This is a genomic window from Streptomyces sp. NPDC017676, assembly GCF_044329325.1.
Taxonomy (GTDB): Bacteria; Actinomycetota; Actinomycetes; order Streptomycetales; family Streptomycetaceae; genus Streptomyces.
This window is the reverse complement of the sequence record NZ_JBIRJA010000030.1, coordinates 1-16637: the sequence shown is the minus strand read 5'-3', so window position 1 is coordinate 16637 and position 16637 is coordinate 1. Positions and strand designations below refer to the sequence as shown.

Below are 16637 nucleotides of genomic sequence, written 5' to 3'. Positions count from 1 at the left end.
TGCGATGCACCCCACCTGCTGCGGACGACGCACCGCAACCTCCGCGCCCCCAGACTGCACTCTGTTCCGCCACGCCGGGCGGATCCCTCGTGGATCCCCTCGGGCCCGTCGCTGCCAGCGGCAGCATTGTCAGTGGCGGCTGGAAGGCTGGACGGTATGAACAGCGACGACGAGCAGTTGCTGCGCGGCCGGGTCTACGGCGCCGACCCCGACCACTCGGGACCGCTGGCGGGCCGGAGCTACGTCGAACTGGTCGGCGGTCCGCTGGACGGGCTGTTGCTGGACATCACCGGCTGGACGCAGGATGAGATCGGTACCAGTGTTTCCCTGCTGACGGACCTCGGGCAGTTCGGGCCGGGCGGCCGGGCGCTGTACGACCCTCGCTTGGGCGACCGCAGCCGTTTCGACTGGTCCGGCGACAGCCCCTGACCCGGTGGGCAGGCCGTCCAGGCCTGCCGAAGGGAGCGATGCCGCCGGAGGAGAGGCCGGGGTGCGGGTGGGAAGGCCGCGGCGTGGAGCGCGCGAGCGGTGCAGCCCGCATCGGTTCCAGTCCCTTCTTCTCTTGTGACGAGTCGCCGGCGCACCCCGCGGCGGGTCCGTCCCGTCCGGATTGGTGGGCCGGGTTGTTACTCACTTTCGGGTGAGTGCGCTCGTCACGGTGGGGTGGCGCAGCCCGGCGATGCGTCGCTTGAAGCCGGTGGTTCCAAGGGCCCGGCATCCGAGGCCTCACCGGTCTGCCCGATTCAGCCGATCAGTGGTCATTACAGGTGAGCATTACAGAAATCTACTCAATCCGTAACAGGCTTCGTCAATCCCTCACAGGTCGACGTGCGGGCTGGAAGGTGTGGGTGCGCGGCCGACCGGCTGCGCACCAGCACAACGCACTCAGCTCGGCTGCGGTTTCAACGCTGCGGGTTCGGCTGGGTGTGCGCACCTGAAGGGGGACCTCTGTGTCCGTGTCTTCTTCCGTCCGTCGTCTGACCGCCGTCGCCGGTGTGGCCGCTGCGGTGGTGGGTGCGGTGGCGTTGCCGGCGTCGGCCGACGACCACCACCACGGTCGCCAGCACCGCTCGGTGGTCTACATCAGCGACGTGCAGTACGACTCCCCGGGCCGGGACGACCGTTCCAACCGCTCGCTGAACGCCGAGTGGGTGGAGATCACCAACGACTCGCGGGGGGCGGTGAACCTGGACGGCTGGACCCTTGCGGACGAGGACGGCCACACCTACACGTTCGACCACTACCGGCTGAACGGCCGCGCCACCGTCCGCGTCCACACCGGCATCGGCCGCGACACCAGGACGGACGTGTACCAGGACCGGCGGGCGTACGTGTGGGACAACCACTCCGACACCGCGACCCTGCGCAACGACCGCGACCGGTTCGTCGACGAGGTCTCATGGGGCTACGACCGCGACCACCGCGGCGACGACCGGCGTCACGGCGGCGGCCACCCGGGTGACGGCTGGCGTCATGGCGGCGGCCACCGCGACGGACACCGCGACTGACCTCGCACGGCGGTAGATGACGTCGGCCCGCAAGACGGGCGTGTCCAGGGTGGGTCGCCTCGTGCGGGGGCGGCCCACCTTCCGCAGGCTCGTGGCGAGGTCAGCCGGGTGTGATGGGCCTTTCCACCCTGTTCCTGCGCGCGTCGCGTTCTGGGGTGGCGCCCGGGGGTGCCGCGGCCGGACTGGCCGGGGCGCGGATGCCGGTCCGCCCGGTCTGCGGGGTTCGGCCCGTTCCGGCGCCCTGCCGTCCCGCTGGACGCCGGGACCGGCCGCTGCTGCCTCCTCCCACCGCCGCTGCGGGCCACGGCGCCCGGCGGGTCGGTCTACGGGGTCAGTCCCCAGGAAGACTTTCGTGTCGGGGCCATGCGGCCGGCCCGTGGACCAGGCGGCTGAACCGGCTCAGGCCGTTGGGCGTCTCCCGGCCGCCTGCCTGAGGGCGGCCGGCAGACGCCCGGACCTGCTCCGGGCGGTTATCAGGCGCCGCAGGGGGTGTCGTTGTTGCGCAGGCTGTGGGTGGAGTCGTTGAGCTGGTAGGAACGCAGGTCGCTGATGGTGCCGCCCTCCCGTCCGACGCAGACGTGCCGGCCGAAGTAGTTGTCCTTCTGGTAGACGCGCGCAGTGCGACTGCTGTTGTTGATGACGGAACTGCCCCTGCCGCGGATGTAGTCCGGCAGGTGCCGCACCGACCCGTCGACGGCGCGTTTGACGTAGGGCTGGCCGTTGAAGTTGATGTCGGGGTAGATGCAGACGAACCCGCGCGGACAGGCGATCTGGTCCCGGGCCACGGCGGAGGCGCCCGCAGTGGATGTGGTGGCGTGGGCGGGCGCGAGGCCGGTCAGTGATGCGGCCAGGACGGTCGGGACTGCGGCGGCGAGCAGCGCAGTCCTGCCATTACGGGGCCGTCGTGTGAGCAGAAGTCTCATGGCATCCGCCTGTCCAGGCGGAACGGTTCGCCATTCCGCTGCGCGCCCATGTTCATTCAGATGAGCGAGTCCGCGCTGGCCAGCTTTCGACGGCGCCTGAATCTCCCGCCGTTCCGGGCCGGTGTCCGGTGAGGGTGTCGCGATCGGACTCGGGGGCCGGCCGCGACACCCTCACCCTGGGGGGCATTCACAACGCATACAGCGGGGTGCCCCTTGCCGGCGCACGCACACGGAGCTGAACGGGTGGCCTGATCACGGGTCGCCTACGTATGCCGCGTGGGCGGGGCGCTGGTGTGTTGGCACGGTGCGGGCCGTGGGTGGCGTTCATAGGCTGGGGGGTGCTCGGGGCGAGTAGGGAAGGTGTGCCATGCCCCGAGCGATCTGGTCCGGCGCGATCTCATTCGGCCTGGTCACGGTGCCGATCCAGGTGGTCAGCGCGACCGAGGACCACTCCATCCGTTTCCACCAGTACCACCTGCCCGACCAGGGGCGGGTCCGCTACCGGAAGGTGTGCGAGCTGGAGGACCGCGAGGTCTCCCAGGAAGAGATCGGCAAGGGATACGAGCTGACCAAGACGCAGGTCATCCCGATCACCGACGAAGAGCTCAGCAACCTGCCCCTGCCGACCGCGAAGGCGATCGAGATCGACGCGTTCGTGCCCCTGGAGTCGGTCGACCCGATCCGTATCGCCGAGGGCTACTACCTCCAGCCCGCCGGCCAGGTCGCGGCCAAGCCCTACAAGCTCCTGGTCAAGGCACTGTCACGGTCGTCGAAGGTGGCCGTCGCCAAATACGCCTGGTCTGGCCGGGAGAGACTCGGACTGCTGCGGGTCCGCGACGACGTCCTGGTCCTGCACGCTATGCGTTGGCCCGACGAGATCCGTGACCCCACCGAACTGCTCCCACCGCCGACCGAGGTGTCCGAGGCGGAGATCGAGGGTGCGCTCGCGCTGATGGACACCATGACCACCGACTCGCTGGAAGGGCCGGACTTCACCGACCGGTATACCGAGGCGATCGCGCAGATCATCGAGGCCAAACGGGAGGCCAAGCCGCTGCCCGAGGCGCCGGAACCGGAGCAGCCGGCGCAGGTGCTCGACCTGATGGCCGCGCTGCAGGAGTCGGTGCAGAAGGCCAAGGCCTTGCGCGCTGAGGGCGCAGGTCCTGCGGAAGTGCACGAGTTGCCGCAGCCGGAGAAGACGGCCGCGAAGAAGCAGCCGGCCAAGAAGGCAGTGGCGAAAAAGACGGACGCGAAGAAGACGACTGGCCGTCGCCCTCGCAGCGCGTGACGCCGCTATGTGCAACCGCAGAACTGAGAGTTCCGCGACGCTACGAACCGAGCTCTTGGCGCACGTCCAGATAGAAGCGCAGCCGGACGCCGGGCTCGCCGGGCGCCCGGGTCGTGGTGTCCGCGGTCGCGGCCGCCCACCGCCCGGCGAGTAGTTCCTGAACGGCGAAGGCGGTCTGGTCGTCACAGGCCGCGACCTCGACGACGGCCAGACCCGGCTCCGCCACATGCACTTCACTGATCGGCTTCATACCCGGCACTACGCGCCGGAGCCGCCCGTAGTTCTCCGCTCCTGGCGGTGTTCACCCGACCGAGTAGGTCACCTCATGGCGACGACGGCGGCGGTGCCGGCCGTGCTCCGGAAGGCTCCGAGAAGATCCCGATACGGGCGCGTGGTGCTCCACGAGTGAGAGCGAGCGGTCGCCGTGGCGGTACAGGCAGGGGCGGAGCAGACGGCATTCACGCTGGACTGCGGACGGCAGGACGGGCAGCACGAACGCGGGAATGTTCGCCGGGCAGGTGTGGTTGAAACGGGCGTGATGGTGGAGGGGACAGTGTCCCCGGGCCTCATCTATTGCATGCGAGGACGATCGTTCGGCTGAAGCCTTGCATTGCCTTTCGCCGCGTAGGCGATCGCCCTTCACGATCACACCCCTTGTGGGTGCGCCCCGGCCGGCACGCTGGCCGGGGCGTTCTCGTTTCAGTCGTGGGCTGTGTCGGGTCGGCAGTGCACGCACGGCGGCACCCCGCCTCGGAGCGCGTCGAGGACCTGCTCGCGCGTGGCCGGCCGGCAGCGGCCGCTCTTCTTCGCGGCCCAGCACCCGCCGACGTGGACGGCATCGACGTTGTCCCGGTTCAGGCCGTACTGGATCAGCCAGTCCGCAGGGGCCGGCCGCATCTGCTCACCCTGGCGCCGCTCCGCCTCCCGCCGTTCCTCCTCGGCGATCCAGCGGTCGATGAGCCCCAGCTGCCGGACGGCCTGCTGCTCGACGACGCGCCGAGCGAAGCGCAGCGCGTCCAGACGCGAGAGCGGCTGCTCACCGCTCACCTGATCCTCCCGGCCTGCCGTGTCTTCGTTTGCCCTCAAATTCGAACAAGAGATCTAATCGAATTATGCACCGCGTCGACTACCTCACCGACACCCAGGAGCGCATCCTGCGCTGCATCCGCCAGCACATCGCCGACCACGGCGAGGCGCCGACGATGCAGCAGATCGGCGCGGCGGTCGGCATGCGCAGCCGGGCCTCCGTGCACTACCAGCTGGGCGAACTGGAGGCGAAACGAGCGATCGTCCGCGAGCCGGGGCGATCACGAGGGATCCGCCTCGCATGACCGGCGCCGGCCGCTACCACCTGCTGCTCGAATCCGGCGGCCGGCCGGTGCAGCACGGCTGGTGGAATCGTGAGGAGGTAGCGCGGGACAAGTTCCGCCGCTGGGTCGGCGAGTACGGCAGCATGCCGGACGCCCGCATCGCCCTCACCGACGACGAGACCAGTGACGTGCTGGCCACCTGGCCCGACGGGCAGTAGGCCGGCTACTCGACGGCCGGGTCTTCCTGGGCATGCCGCACGGCCTTCTTCACCGCTTGCTCCAGCTCGTACCGGCTGGCTCCGGACGCCTCGGCGTGCGCGGTGACGGCGGCCTGCACCTTCTCCGACGCCTCGCGCCAGCGGCGCCACTGAGCGTCGTACGCCTCACCGGTCAGGCCGGCGAGCTTGGCGCGTTCTTCCTCGGCGGATCGTTCCAGCTTGATCAGCTCATCGGGGACCTGGGCCACGGTACGGATCCTAAGCGGCCCGCTGCGCGTGCCGACGATCGGACTTACCCCCCGATCGGGTAGAGCCGCTGCCGACCGCCGGGCGGGTCGCCTGCGGGAGCCGCTACGAAGATCACGAACTGTTCCGTGATCTTTCGAGAGGATCTCGCCCGTGCGTCTCGCCCGCACCACCATCGCTGCGGCTGCCGTACTCGCCGCCCTCCTCGCCCCGGCGACCGCGCACGCCGCCCCGGCCGTCGCCGCGCCGCGGGATGCCGTCACCCTGCCCGTCCAGGACGCCCTCGACCAGCTGCCGGTCCGGACCGAGGACCGCACCGGGTATGAGCGCACGAAGTTCAAGCACTGGGTCGACGCCGACAAGGACGGCTGCAACACCCGCGCCGAGGTGCTGAAGGCCGAGGCGGTCGTCGCCCCGGAGCAGGGCGCGAGTTGCCGGCTGAGCGGGGGAGCCTGGTTCTCCCCGTACGACGACCGTTACATCCAGGGACCGGGCGGGCTGGACATCGACCACCGGGTCCCGCTCGCCGAGGCCTGGGACTCCGGCGCCTCCGACTGGAGCGCGCAGGAGCGGGAGGAGTACGCCAACGACCTTGGCGACGAGCGCTCCCTGATCGCGGTGTCGGCTGCCTCGAACCGGTCCAAGGCCGACCAGGACCCGTCCACATGGCTGCCGTCGGCCGTCGGCTACCGCTGCCAGTACGTCACCGACTGGGTGGCCGACAAGATGCGCTGGCGCCTGAGCGTCGACACCAACGAGAAGGCCGCAATCAACGAGGTGCTCGACAACTGTCCGAACGTGCCCGTCACCGTCACACCGGCCCGCTGACCCGCGCCCGGCCCCGCCCCCTGTCGCTGACGGGAGGGCGCCGGTGGCGAGCGCCCGCGGTGGCAGGCAGCCCTCTGCCAGGGTGGGCGAGGGCTGCGCGGTGCGGGGAGTTGTCGTGTGTGGTCGACGCCCGTGCACCCGTGCGCCCCTGGGTGCCTCTGTGGTGCGGCCGTGGCCGGGGCGCGAGGGGCGGTCGTTGTCAGTGGGCTGGGCTACCGTCGAAGCGCCCTTGCGGGTGGCTCCGCTCTCGCCTGGCCGTCACCTGCGGCCAGGCGAGAGCAGTCAGCACGCCCCCAGAAAATCTCGGCACGGGGGCGGGCTCTTCCGGATGGAAGGCCGACACCCAGTGGATGCCTTGTTTCCATTGACGCGGCTTCACGGCCCGAATGCAAGGAAAACCGGGAACTTCCCCCCGGACGCGCCGTATTTGTGCGGTTCCTTTGCCCGACGACACCGACCGGGTAGCTGCCCCTGTATTTGTCATTGTTCCGTGATTCCTTGATCACGTTGTGTGCAACTCCCGTTCCTCACATGCTGGTTGGCCAGCAGCCCGGACGGGTCGGCGGTCGGCACCCGCCGTCCCTTCCCGGGGTGCGCCCTGAGGTCCCTTCCGGATGGGGGCCTCGCCGCATCAGGCCGACCTAGACCCAGAGGATTTCTATGGGAATCAAGCAGATACTGATCATCACGGCGACCGTGACCGGGCTCGTCCTGGCGTGGAGCACGGTCATGGCCTGGCTGGGCCAGGCGGTCGCGGTCGCGACCCTGGCACCGGTGCTCGGGCTGACCATCGTGCAGATCGTCCGCGCGGTACGCGCCCAGGCACCGGCCGTAGGCCCCCGCGAGGCAGCCGTCCTGGACGAAGAGGACGACGCCGCCCGATGATGCCGCCCGATCCTTCCCAGCCGCCTCCCGGGCGGCCGGGCCGCAAACTCGGCCCGATCGTCGCTTCCGCGGGTAGCGTCCACCGCGCGTGGCTTGACCCGATGCGCGATGCGTATTTCTCCAGCGGCCGCACCCTGGGCGACCTCAGCGTTGAGGTGCCCCTGGCGAAGTCGAAACTGTCCGAGCTCCTGCGCGGAGCCGGGCTCTACCCCCGCTGGGAGATCGTCTCCCGCCTCGCCACGCTCCTCGGCCTGCCCCACGTCCCGTTGGAACGGCTGTGGAAGCAGGCCGCCCTGGAAGCTCACAAGAGCCGTGACTGGGTCGACCGCTCCACCGACAGCGCCGCCCTGACGACCACGCACGCTGCCGCACCCCCGATCGACCACCGCGCGCTGTGCGAACACGTCGAGCAGGACTACCTCCTGTACGCGCAGGCCTTCATCCCCGACGACCTCCAGTGCGAAGCCGCCGTCTCCGACACCTTCGACATCCTCTGGCTGTCCTGGAACGACGCCCTGGCCAGCCCCAACACCCGCCGCTTCGCCTGGACGGTCCTGCGCAACACCGTCATGACCCGCACCCCCCACATCGACGGCCGGCCCTGCTTCAGCCAGACCGCCTTCGACACCGTCGCCCTCACCTACCGCACCGACGACGAGGCACGCGCCCACCAGCTGAGCGAGACCATGGCGCTGCTCCAGGTGATGAGCCGGCTGCCCGCCACCCAGCTCGACGTGATCGCTCTGCGCATCCTGTGGCGCATGCCCACCGAACGCGTCTCCGAACTCCTGGGCCTGTCACCGGCCATGGTGCGCTCCAGCCAGCGCCATGGCGAGCACTTCCTGCGAAGCATCCTCTACCCGCCAGAGACCGACGAAGGGGCAACTCCATGACACGCTTCGACGACCTGCTCTCCAGGGCCTGCCTCGTCAAGGAACGCACCGTGCCCCGCGATGTCGTTCCCCCCTACGCCCCGACGGCCTCCACACCAGCCCGTCCCTACGCCTACGCGACGGACGCTGACTCCGATGAGGCCGCCGAGGACCTCAAGGCCCTGTGCGAGACGGTCCTCACCCACACCCCGCCCACCACCCTCGCCGACTTCCTCACCGAGCAAGTACCTCAGCCCCGCAGCGCCCTGGCCCTCGCGTGCATCCTGCAGCTCACCGACACAGACGACGGTGCCCGCATGTGGTGGCAATTCGCCGCCGGCGCGGGCCAGCCCGCCGCGGCCTACTGCCTCTACCTCCACCACCTCGCCCAGGGGGAGCAAGGAACCGCCCAGTGGTGGCACGAACAGACCGACGACCTCAAGCCACCGCCCGAGCCCAACGCCCGCAGCGCGCATCATGAGCGCCGGCCGACAACCAGGTGGCACCCCGCCACGCACCCCGTCACCAGCACCTCCACCACCACCCTTCTGCGCGTCCTGCGCCACCTCGCCAAACACACCGTCCGCCCCCGCAGCGCCGCGGTCACCGAACTCATGGCCTACGTCTCCACAGCCGTCACCGCGGGATGGCTGCGCGAACCCGACTCCGACATCCCCCTGCCCGGACCGGACTTCGCCGACCGGATCACCCAACTCCTCGAAGCAGCCGCGAACAAGCCGGACGTCTCCGACACCCTCCCCGCACGCTCCGCAGACCAAGACCTTCCCCCCGACCCCGACCAGAACGCCCCAGCCAGGTCTGCCGTACCTCAGCACATTCAGGAACCCGCGCAACGGTGAACAACTGAACCGAGGGGGCGTACCTGTCCACAGACAACGGCATCGCTGCCCTGACAACGAGCTGAGGGAACGGTGCCGTTGTTGATCACGTGGTGCCCTTCAGGCGGTGGCGGGCCGCAGGCCTGCCACCGCCGCCCAACTCGGTCCGCGGTGCGCACCGGGTGTGCACCGGTCGGTGCGGGGTGTGCATCGAGGGCCTGGCCCACGCCGACGGCCTCTCTGCTGGACCACTGCCCACTCCGATGTGCACTGGGCTAACCTCATGGCGTCGCCTTTATGGCTCTTGGACTGGGAAGGATGGGGCCAGGCTCCGGAGGGGTTCGACGCCGCCACGCTCTACGCCTACTCGCTGCTCCAGCCGCAGACCGCCGCCCGCGTCCGCGACGCCTTCCCCGTCCTGGGCAGCCCGTCGGCCTCGCCGCCGAAGCGACCGTGTGCGCCCAACTTCTCCAGACCGTGGCCCGCGGCGACAACCTGGTCCTCGAGGACCGGCTCCGGGACTGGTCCGAGGAACTCCGCCAGCGCTGAAGGCAAGGGCTGCGGTCGGAGCCTGTTGCCACAGCTGATCAGCCCGCCCATCCGATGCCACGGACCTCAATCGCTCCGGCGTGCGGCATGTACTGAATTAAGCACCTGCGGCCGAACGCCTCCCGGATCTCCTCCACGGAGCCCGGGTCCCGCACATCGGGTAAGGCCCGTGTTTTGAGTAGCCGGCACACGCGCGAGGCTCACTTCAGGTTCACGTACTGCTCAAGGCCCCTGCGGCGCCCAGCAGTTCGCGCAGGAGATGCGAGGCCGTGATCACGCCCAGGAGTCGCGTACCGCCTTGTTCTCGGCTGCCCGGTCCGGCCTTGACCTTCTCAGCGACCGCCACCAGAGGGCTGTGTACCTGTGCCATCAGCGCGGCCACCTCCAGCGCGGTGTCGTCGGGGTCGGCGATCGGCGGCGGGGCGGCCTTGCTGGACAGGCAGTCCCCGACACGGCGCCCGGCCAGCGCCTGGCACAGCCGGTCGGCGTGCTTCTCGTCGACGACGGCGGCAAGGGTGGGGTCCTCGATGACGTAGGCGGGCACCAGCACTTTGATCATCTGGGAGGCGGGCAGGATCGCCTTCGGCTCGCCCCGCTCGTCCAGTACCAGCAGGCCCGGCAGCTTGTGCTCGGCCATCAGCCGGGCCGCGTCCATGGCGTCGCTGTCGACGCTCACCGTTTCATATTCGACCGCCAGGTCACGAGCGCGCACGGCGGGCTCCTCTTCCACTGGAGATGTTCCTGTAGCCAGGGTCGTACGTCGCCGGAGTGGGGGCCAGGACATCGACGCGGAACATACGTGGCGGCCGCCCAGCCGAGGCGGCGGGGTGCCGGCCGATGTTCATCCGGAGCCCGACAGTGACGCGTCCTGTCACCGCTGAGAGCACCGTGGCGGGACCTCCGCCGAACCCAGTTAAAATCGGCGGGAGCTATTTATTGGCGCGGTAGAGCTTGATGTTCTTGTTCACGAAGAGATGCACGTACCCGCAGTGCTGGCAGATGAGCCCCCTCGCTGTCTCGTCCGCCCACGCCATTTTGAAGAACTCCAGGCCGACGCTGTTGAGCATCACCTCCCGCTCCCGGAACAGGTCACCGCGGCAGACCTGACAGGTGATCCAGACATCCCCGATCGCCGCTCGCACTCGCTTGCGCGCCATGGCAGTTCTCCTCACCCTTGCGGTGACCGGCACCGGAGGAAGACCGGTGCCTGTGCTGGTAGCGGCCATGACGCCGCCTGGCGTCAGCCGGTGACCTCGATCCTTCCGTTGGCCTCGGCGGGCGCCGTGGTCGCGAGCTGCGAACCTCCGGCCCGCTGGGTCATGCCCTTCAGCAGTTCGGCGAGGTCGACTCCGGTGGTGGAGCTGAGGAGTTCCATACCCTGGGCGACGTTGTCGGCGACCGTTCGGGAGAGCTGGGAGGCGCCGTCGGTGGAGATGACCGTCATCTTGTCGATGGCGCTGAGCGGCTCGGATGCCTTGGCGACGACCTGGGGCAGGACTTCGACGAGCATCTGCAGTACGGCGGCGTCGCCGTACTGGGCGAAGGCGTCGGCCTTCTTCTGCATGGCTTCGGCCTCGGCGGCTCCCTTCGCGCCGATCGCGGCGGCCTCGGCCTCGCCCTCGATACGGACGGCGTCGGCGAGCGCGGCGCGGTGTGCCTTCTCGCCCTCACCGGTCAGCCGGGAGCGCTGGGCGTCGGCTTCGGCCTGCTTGACGAGGGCGATGCGGCGGGCCTCGGCTTCCTGCTCGGCCTGGTAGCGGGCGGCGTCGGCGGGCTTGCGGACCTTGGTGTCCAGTTCGCGGTCGGTCAGCGCGGCCTGCCGTTCGGCGACCCTCTCCTGCTCGGCGAGGACCTCCTGGCGGCGGGCGGCCTCGGCCAGCGGTCCGGCGGCAGCGGCCCGGGCGGCGGCCTCGTCGGTCTCGGCCTTGATCTCGGCCTGCTTGAGTGCGAAGGTCCGCTGCGCGATCGCGATCTCCTCCTCCGCCTTCAGCCGGGCCTGCTCGGCGGCGCGCCGGGCGACGGCCTCGGCGATGTCGGCCTCCTGCTTGGCGCGGGCGGCCTCCGGGCGGCCGAGGTCCTCCAGGTAAGAGCCCTCAGTGGATATGTCCTGGATCTGGAAGGCGTCCAGGACCAGGCCCTGCCCGGACAGGCTGGCCTCCGCTTCCTCGGCGACCTGCCCGGCGAATGCGGCGCGGTCGCGGATGATGTCCTCCACCGACATCCGGCCGACGATGGCGCGCAGGGCGCCGGAGAGCACTTCCTGGGTGAAGCCGACGATGCCGTCCTGCTGCATCAGGAACCGCTGGGCTGCGGCGCGGATGGAGTCCTCGCTGCCGCCGACCTTGACGATGGCGACGCCTTCGAGGTGGGCCTTGACCCCGCGCAGGGTGACGGCGCCGCGCACCGCGACCGGGATGTGGCGTGAGGAGAGGTCGAGGGTGAACTTCTGCTGCACGAACGGCACGACGAACACGCCGCCGCCGACTACGACCTTCTGCCCGCTGTTGTCGGTGAAGACTCGGCCGGTCTCCGGATCGGTGGCCTTCTTGCCGCGCCGCCCGGTGACGATGAACGCCTCACTGGGACCGGCCACCTTGTAACGCGTGACCACGACAAGAGCCAGCAGGACCAGGAGTACGACGACTCCCACGACCGCGACGAGGACAGAACTCATGACAATGCCCCTCTTGGAAACCCAGCCCCCTGTTCGCGGGGCGGAACGAATGAACAACAACAGCGACGAACGGACGATGACTCAGCGGTCGACCGGGCGTACCGCCACGGAGGTGGTTGACAGGGCTTGTTCGACCCACACCTCGGTACCGCGCTCGACGGGGCCGGCGCTTTTCGCCGCGTACTTCACCGGCTGGCCCGCCAGGTACACCAGCACCTCGCCGTAGCCGCCGGCCGGGATCGGCGTGACCACGGAGCCGGAAGTGCCCACCAGATCCGTACCGCGCGGACTGGTGCCGGGCTCCTCCCGCATCAGAGCCCGGCTCAGGCGCCATGTCAGCCAGCCAGCCCCGACTCCCGCGCTCGCCCCCACCACGGCCGCCACACCGGTTCCGAGGCCCGTAGTGCCGAGCACGATCGCCCCGCCGAAGCCGAGCATCGAGACGAACCCGGCGATCACCGGAAGCGACAGCAGCCCGTCGAACAGCCCCTCCAGTGCACCGACGCCGTCGAAGAGCCCTTCAAGGAGACCGTCGAAGACGAGCGCGAGCACCAGCAGCACGACACCCGCGATGCCGAGACCCAGAAACAGAGCCACGGAACTTCACCTCCCCGCTGTCGTCCGCGCCACGCCACGGGGATGGTCCCACGCGCCGACTACTGCGGTCATTGCCGGGTCCCGGCAGTCTTTACGCGTTTTTGATGCCTGACGCACGCGTCTGCGCGGACCGCGTCCCGAGCAGCACCGGACGGCCCAGGAGCGCGGCCAGGCCGCCGGCGGGCCAGCGAGTCCCACACGGTCATGAGGGGCGCGCCGCGCAGCCGTGTGGGGGAACCCGCGCATGACCGTGCCGTGCGTCTCTTCCGGATCAGGCGAGTGCGAAGTAGCGCAGCCACACGTACCCGGCCGACAGCGCCACGGTGACGGCGGTGACGACCAGGCCGTACTTGGTGAACTGCCAGAAGGAGATGGGCTGTCGGTTGCGTTCGGCGATGCCGAGCACGACCACGTTGGCGCTCGCGCCGATCGCGGTGGCGTTGCCGCCGAGGTCCGCGCCGATGGCCAGGGCCCACCACATGACGTGATTGCCCGAACCGCCCATCGACTGCACCAGGTCGCTGGTGATGGGGGCCATCGTCGCGACGTAGGGGATGTTGTCCACGATGCCGGACAGCACGGCCGACGCGCCGAGCAGCAGCATCGAGCCGCCGAGTTCGTTGTCTCCGATGGCGTCGGCGAGGGACTTGGAGATCTCGCCGATGACGCCGGTCTCGATCAGGCCGCCGATCATGATGAAAAGCCCGGCGAAGAAGGCGAGGGTGGGCCATTCGACCTCGCCCAGCACGTCCCCGGTCTCCACCAAGGACACTGCGATGAGCAGGCCCGCGCCCAGCAGGGCGACGACGCTGGGCTCGTAGTGCAGCACTGGGTGGAGCACGAAGCCGACGACGACCAGGGCGAGCACCACGAGCCCTTGGATGAGCAGCCGGGGGTCCTTGATGGCCTCGCCCTCCTGCAGTGCCATGACCTCCTCGGCGCGCGCCTCGTCGTAGATGAAGGACTTGCGGAACAGGAGGCGGCACAGGGCGACGAGGACGACGATCAGGAGCGCGGCCAGCGGGGCGAGGTGGACCAGGAAGTCGTTGAAGGTCAGGCCGGCCCGGCTGGCGATGATGATGTTGGGCGGGTCACCGACCAGGGTCGCGATGCCGCCGATGTTCGATGCGAACACCTCGGCGATCAGGAATGGGGCGGCGGGCAGGGCCAGGCGCTCGCACACCAGCAAGGTGACCGGGGCGATGAGCAGGACCGTGGTGACGTTGTCGAGCAGCGCCGAGGCCACCGCCGTGATCACGATGAGCATGACCATCACGCGGAACGGTCTGGCCTGTGCCCGCTTCACCGCCCAGATGGCCAGGTACTCGAACAGTCCAGTCTTCTTCAGCACGCCGACGATCATCATCATGCCCATGAGCAGGAAGATGACGTTCCAGTCGACACCGCTGTGCTCGGAGAAGAAGGCCGACTTGTCGTCGGTCGCGCCGATCGCGAGCATCAGCGCGGCACCGCCGAGGGCCGCGCCCACGCGGTGGATCTTCTCGCTGATGATCAGACCGTACGTCGCGACGAAGACGACGATCGCCGCCCAGCTCTGCCAGCCGTTCACGTTCCTCCGATGAGTCGTTCCAACAGGCGGGCGTCCGTCACCGCGCCGGTCAGCCAGGTCTGGTCGCCGTCGCGCTCGACGACGGTGACCAGCGGGGTGTGCGTGCGCGCCATAAGAGCTGCGATGTGCAGGACACCGGCGTCGGGGCCGACCGTCGGCGGCCGGAACCTGCGGCGCGGCAGCCATTCCGCGACCGTGAGCCCGACGAGCCTGTCAGGTACCTCGTCGAGGTCCCGGTCGTCGAACCCGGCCGCGGGCGCCGGATCCTGCAGCGCGTACTCGGGCACGAGCCGTCCGACGAGCCGCGATCCGGGCACGACGGCGTACGGCTGGTCGTCGCGGTCGACGACCAGCAATGCGGGCAGCTTGTGCTCGGCCAGCAGCAGGGCCGCATCAGTGGCAGCGTCCTCGGTGGACACATACGGGTAGGGCTCGGCGAGTTCATGCGTCAACATGGCCGGCCTCCTTGGCAGGACGGGGTGCTTCGTCGCCGTCGGGCACACCGACGAGGTCCTCGACGTCGAACATGCGGGCGATCGGCACGTCGGTGGAGCTGTGCGCGATGATCGAGAAGGCGATGCACACGGCGATGAGCGTGAACGCCTCCTCGCCCTGCGGGATCCCGGCCTGCAGCACCAGCAGCCCGTACACCACCGACGCGAAGCCCTTCGGCCCGAACCACGCCGCAACCAGCTTCTCCCGCCCATCGAACCGGGTACCGACCAGGGACAGGAGCAGAGAGGCCGGGCGGATCAGCACGATGGCCAGGACCACGGCGACGTAGCCGCCGAAGGACAGGTCCCCGAACAACTGAGGCGTCAGCAGCGCGCCGAACACCAGCAGCGCCGCGAACTTCGCCAGCTCCGCCAGCTCCTCGCCGAGCGGTTCGAACGATTCCTTGGCCTCCAGGGACCGCGCGGTGAGCACCGCGCCTGCGGAGAATGCGGCGAGGTAGGGGTTGGCGTGTGTCAGGTGGCAGGACGCGTACAGGATCACACCGATCGCCAGCGGCAGCAGCGGCTGCAGCTTGGGCTCGGCGCCCAGCAGCCGGAACCGCACGAGCTCGATCACCACGAACGGCAGGACCACACCGAACGCCAGCCCGAGGACCAGCTCGAGCGCGATCTTCCCCAGCGACGCCTCGGCGTGCCCGGAGGTCGGCCCGGCCGCGGCGATCAGGACGAGCACGACCGGCAGAGCGAGCCCGTCGTTGATGCCGCTCTCCACGTTCAGCAGTTGCCGCAGCTTTGCCGGGACCTCCTTGCGCCCGACGATCGCCGAGGCGAACACCGGGTCGGTCGGCGCCAGCACGGCACCCACCAGGAACGACGTCGTCCAGTCCAGGCCCACCAGGTAATGCGTGATCAGCGCCATGCCGACGAACGCCAGCGGCATGCCGAGCCCGAGCGCGCGGGCCGGGTTGCGCCAGTTGGCGCGCAGCTTGGGAAAGGAGACGTGCATGCCGTCGGTGAAGAGCACCGCGAACAGCGCCAGATCGGCCGTCACGGAGACGATCTCGCTGTCCGGCGTGATGTGGATCAATCCAAGGAAACCGTCGCTGACGAGCGCGCCGCCGACCAGGAAGAGAAAGGACGTCGACAGAACGGTCCGGGCGGCCAGCCCTGACAGCAACACCGCGATGAGCAGCGCCACCCCGAAGACCACAACGAGCACCATGACCTGAACCCCCGATCAACGAAGAGAGTTGTCCTCACATCGCCGACCAGGCTTCCCGGCACACCGCTGGGAACCCTACACGTTCTTTATGTGGCACTGACAGGCCGCCAGCGCGCACTCTGACATGCCGGTCACTGCCGGGTGCCGGAAAGAAAACCGTCTCGGCCCGCCCATGCGCCCGCGCGGCTGGGCCCTTCTCGCCCTTTACACCGTCGCCCCTCAACACAATCCCGCGCCTTGTCGAAGCACCGCCTGTGACGATCGTGGTGACTACGGCCGCCGCGGGCGTCCTGGCGGCAGCAGGCTGCACCTACGCAGCCCTCGCTCCACGCTGGCCAGGAACATCGCCCGGTGACCGGCCGTAGTAGCGCCTCGCTTTCTCGCTCGCCGTCTGGCGGATGCTGATCGCCCTCATTCTCTGGCTCCTGCTCTGGGGCGAGTGAGACGTTCGCGGGACAGCACAACCCGTGGGAAGGATCAGCTGTCTTCTCTACGGGCACCAGGTATCCCAGGAGCAGGGGCACCAGCAGGTCACACGCCCCATACCGAGAGGCGGCCTGAGCTGCCCCGAGTTTCGTAGAGTCCGGTGATCTTGTTTCAGGCGGACTGTGGGGTGGCTTGCTGTTGTCGCCACCAGTCACGTTCGTACTCGG

The 16637-nt window shown here is 69.4% G+C and carries 20 protein-coding genes; 9 read left to right on the top strand and 11 right to left on the bottom strand.

Going from position 1 to position 16637, the window contains the following annotated elements; translation table 11 throughout:
* The first annotated feature begins 156 nt into the window (after positions 1–156).
* Both ACH4LD_RS40035 and ACH4LD_RS40030 read left to right on the top strand, forming a co-directional pair.
* The gene (locus ACH4LD_RS40035; RefSeq protein WP_398059195.1) at positions 157–429 is read left to right on the top strand and encodes a hypothetical protein; all 273 of its coding nucleotides are present in this window, start codon (positions 157–159) and stop codon (positions 427–429) included.
* Between the two features lie 521 nt (positions 430–950).
* On the top strand, positions 951–1508 hold the full coding sequence (locus ACH4LD_RS40030) for a lamin tail domain-containing protein (RefSeq protein WP_398059194.1): 558 nt from the start codon (positions 951–953) through the stop codon (positions 1506–1508).
* 473 nt (positions 1509–1981) lie between these two features.
* Here ACH4LD_RS40030 and ACH4LD_RS40025 read toward each other — a convergent pair whose 3' ends face one another.
* Positions 1982–2431 (bottom strand): peptidase inhibitor family I36 protein, encoded by a 450-nt coding sequence (locus ACH4LD_RS40025; protein ID WP_398059193.1) that lies wholly within the window; start codon positions 2429–2431, stop codon positions 1982–1984.
* Between the two features lie 367 nt (positions 2432–2798).
* On the opposite strand from ACH4LD_RS40025, the gene ACH4LD_RS40020 reads away from it, so the two are divergent.
* Positions 2799–3719, top strand: a complete 921-nt coding sequence (locus ACH4LD_RS40020; RefSeq protein WP_398059191.1) for a Ku protein — start codon at positions 2799–2801, stop codon at positions 3717–3719.
* A gap of 40 nt (positions 3720–3759) precedes the next feature.
* Here the strand turns inward: ACH4LD_RS40020 and ACH4LD_RS40015 are convergent, their stop codons facing one another.
* A complete protein-coding gene (locus ACH4LD_RS40015) occupies positions 3760–3969 on the bottom strand; it encodes a DUF6207 family protein (RefSeq protein ID WP_398059190.1) in 210 nt (69 codons plus the stop codon).
* A gap of 449 nt (positions 3970–4418) precedes the next feature.
* The gene (locus tag ACH4LD_RS40010) at positions 4419–4766 is read right to left on the bottom strand and encodes a DUF6233 domain-containing protein (protein WP_398059189.1); all 348 of its coding nucleotides are present in this window, start codon (positions 4764–4766) and stop codon (positions 4419–4421) included.
* 65 nt (positions 4767–4831) lie between these two features.
* Between ACH4LD_RS40010 and ACH4LD_RS40005 the strand changes: the two genes are divergently transcribed.
* Positions 4832–5050, top strand: a complete 219-nt coding sequence (locus ACH4LD_RS40005) for a hypothetical protein (RefSeq protein WP_356345874.1) — start codon at positions 4832–4834, stop codon at positions 5048–5050.
* A complete protein-coding gene (locus ACH4LD_RS40000) occupies positions 5047–5247 on the top strand; it encodes a hypothetical protein (RefSeq protein ID WP_398059188.1) in 201 nt (66 codons plus the stop codon). Before ACH4LD_RS40005 ends, ACH4LD_RS40000 begins: the two co-directional genes overlap by 4 nt.
* 5 nt (positions 5248–5252) lie before the next feature.
* Here ACH4LD_RS40000 and ACH4LD_RS39995 read toward each other — a convergent pair whose 3' ends face one another.
* Positions 5253–5495: a hypothetical protein gene (locus tag ACH4LD_RS39995; RefSeq protein WP_398059187.1), complete on the bottom strand. Its 243-nt coding sequence runs from the start codon at positions 5493–5495 to the stop codon at positions 5253–5255.
* A 151-nt stretch (positions 5496–5646) separates the two neighbouring features.
* On the opposite strand from ACH4LD_RS39995, the gene ACH4LD_RS39990 reads away from it, so the two are divergent.
* The 4 genes from ACH4LD_RS39990 to ACH4LD_RS39975 all read left to right on the top strand — a co-directional run bounded on the left by ACH4LD_RS39990 (position 5647) and on the right by ACH4LD_RS39975 (position 8938).
* Positions 5647–6321 carry an HNH endonuclease family protein gene (locus ACH4LD_RS39990; protein WP_398059186.1) on the top strand — a complete coding sequence of 225 codons (675 nt, stop codon included), beginning with the start codon at positions 5647–5649 and terminating at the stop codon, positions 6319–6321.
* A 660-nt stretch (positions 6322–6981) separates the two neighbouring features.
* Complete coding sequence (locus tag ACH4LD_RS39985) at positions 6982–7206, top strand: hypothetical protein (RefSeq protein ID WP_398059185.1); 225 nt, start codon at positions 6982–6984, stop codon at positions 7204–7206.
* A gap of 101 nt (positions 7207–7307) precedes the next feature.
* Positions 7308–8099, top strand: a complete 792-nt coding sequence (locus ACH4LD_RS39980) for a sigma-70 family RNA polymerase sigma factor (protein WP_398059184.1) — start codon at positions 7308–7310, stop codon at positions 8097–8099.
* Positions 8096–8938, top strand: a complete 843-nt coding sequence (locus tag ACH4LD_RS39975; protein WP_398059183.1) for a hypothetical protein — start codon at positions 8096–8098, stop codon at positions 8936–8938. Before ACH4LD_RS39980 ends, ACH4LD_RS39975 begins: the two co-directional genes overlap by 4 nt.
* A gap of 739 nt (positions 8939–9677) precedes the next feature.
* On the opposite strand, the gene ACH4LD_RS39970 is transcribed toward ACH4LD_RS39975, so the two are convergent.
* The 7 genes from ACH4LD_RS39970 to ACH4LD_RS39940 form a co-directional block, all read right to left on the bottom strand.
* Complete coding sequence (locus tag ACH4LD_RS39970; protein WP_398059182.1) at positions 9678–10178, bottom strand: CBS domain-containing protein; 501 nt, start codon at positions 10176–10178, stop codon at positions 9678–9680.
* A 217-nt stretch (positions 10179–10395) separates the two neighbouring features.
* Entirely contained in the window at positions 10396–10623 is a 228-nt protein-coding gene (locus ACH4LD_RS39965; RefSeq protein WP_398059181.1) for a hypothetical protein, read from the bottom strand.
* An 83-nt stretch (positions 10624–10706) separates the two neighbouring features.
* Entirely contained in the window at positions 10707–12140 is a 1434-nt protein-coding gene (locus tag ACH4LD_RS39960) for a flotillin family protein (RefSeq protein WP_398059180.1), read from the bottom strand.
* Positions 12141–12221: 81 nt separating this feature from the next.
* A complete protein-coding gene (locus ACH4LD_RS39955; RefSeq protein ID WP_398059179.1) occupies positions 12222–12737 on the bottom strand; it encodes a hypothetical protein in 516 nt (171 codons plus the stop codon).
* 271 nt (positions 12738–13008) lie between these two features.
* Positions 13009–14307: an ArsB/NhaD family transporter gene (locus tag ACH4LD_RS39950; protein WP_398059177.1), complete on the bottom strand. Its 1299-nt coding sequence runs from the start codon at positions 14305–14307 to the stop codon at positions 13009–13011.
* Complete coding sequence (locus tag ACH4LD_RS39945) at positions 14304–14762, bottom strand: CBS domain-containing protein (protein WP_398059175.1); 459 nt, start codon at positions 14760–14762, stop codon at positions 14304–14306. Before ACH4LD_RS39945 ends, ACH4LD_RS39950 begins: the two co-directional genes overlap by 4 nt.
* The gene (locus tag ACH4LD_RS39940) at positions 14749–15984 is read right to left on the bottom strand and encodes a cation:proton antiporter (protein ID WP_398059174.1); all 1236 of its coding nucleotides are present in this window, start codon (positions 15982–15984) and stop codon (positions 14749–14751) included. The genes ACH4LD_RS39945 and ACH4LD_RS39940 overlap by 14 nt, the downstream gene beginning before the upstream one ends.
* Between the last annotated feature and the right edge of the window lie 653 nt (positions 15985–16637).

What these genes read in the sequence shown, in the direction of transcription:
- ACH4LD_RS40035 (WP_398059195.1), top strand. Translation starts at nt 157, where the DNA reads ATGAACAGCGACGACGAGCAGTTGCTGCGCGGCCGGGTCTACGGCGCC.
- ACH4LD_RS40025 (WP_398059193.1), bottom strand. Translation starts at nt 2,431, where the DNA reads ATGAGACTTCTGCTCACACGACGGCCCCGTAATGGCAGGACTGCGCTG.
- ACH4LD_RS40020 (WP_398059191.1), top strand. Translation starts at nt 2,799, where the DNA reads ATGCCCCGAGCGATCTGGTCCGGCGCGATCTCATTCGGCCTGGTCACG.
- ACH4LD_RS40015 (WP_398059190.1), bottom strand. Translation starts at nt 3,969, where the DNA reads ATGAAGCCGATCAGTGAAGTGCATGTGGCGGAGCCGGGTCTGGCCGTC.
- ACH4LD_RS40005 (WP_356345874.1), top strand. Translation starts at nt 4,832, where the DNA reads ATGCACCGCGTCGACTACCTCACCGACACCCAGGAGCGCATCCTGCGC.
- ACH4LD_RS40000 (WP_398059188.1), top strand. Translation starts at nt 5,047, where the DNA reads ATGACCGGCGCCGGCCGCTACCACCTGCTGCTCGAATCCGGCGGCCGG.
- ACH4LD_RS39985 (WP_398059185.1), top strand. Translation starts at nt 6,982, where the DNA reads ATGGGAATCAAGCAGATACTGATCATCACGGCGACCGTGACCGGGCTC.
- ACH4LD_RS39980 (WP_398059184.1), top strand. Translation starts at nt 7,308, where the DNA reads ATGCGCGATGCGTATTTCTCCAGCGGCCGCACCCTGGGCGACCTCAGC.
- ACH4LD_RS39975 (WP_398059183.1), top strand. Translation starts at nt 8,096, where the DNA reads ATGACACGCTTCGACGACCTGCTCTCCAGGGCCTGCCTCGTCAAGGAA.
- ACH4LD_RS39965 (WP_398059181.1), bottom strand. Translation starts at nt 10,623, where the DNA reads ATGGCGCGCAAGCGAGTGCGAGCGGCGATCGGGGATGTCTGGATCACC.
- ACH4LD_RS39960 (WP_398059180.1), bottom strand. Translation starts at nt 12,140, where the DNA reads ATGAGTTCTGTCCTCGTCGCGGTCGTGGGAGTCGTCGTACTCCTGGTC.
- ACH4LD_RS39945 (WP_398059175.1), bottom strand. Translation starts at nt 14,762, where the DNA reads ATGTTGACGCATGAACTCGCCGAGCCCTACCCGTATGTGTCCACCGAG.
- ACH4LD_RS39940 (WP_398059174.1), bottom strand. Translation starts at nt 15,984, where the DNA reads ATGGTGCTCGTTGTGGTCTTCGGGGTGGCGCTGCTCATCGCGGTGTTG.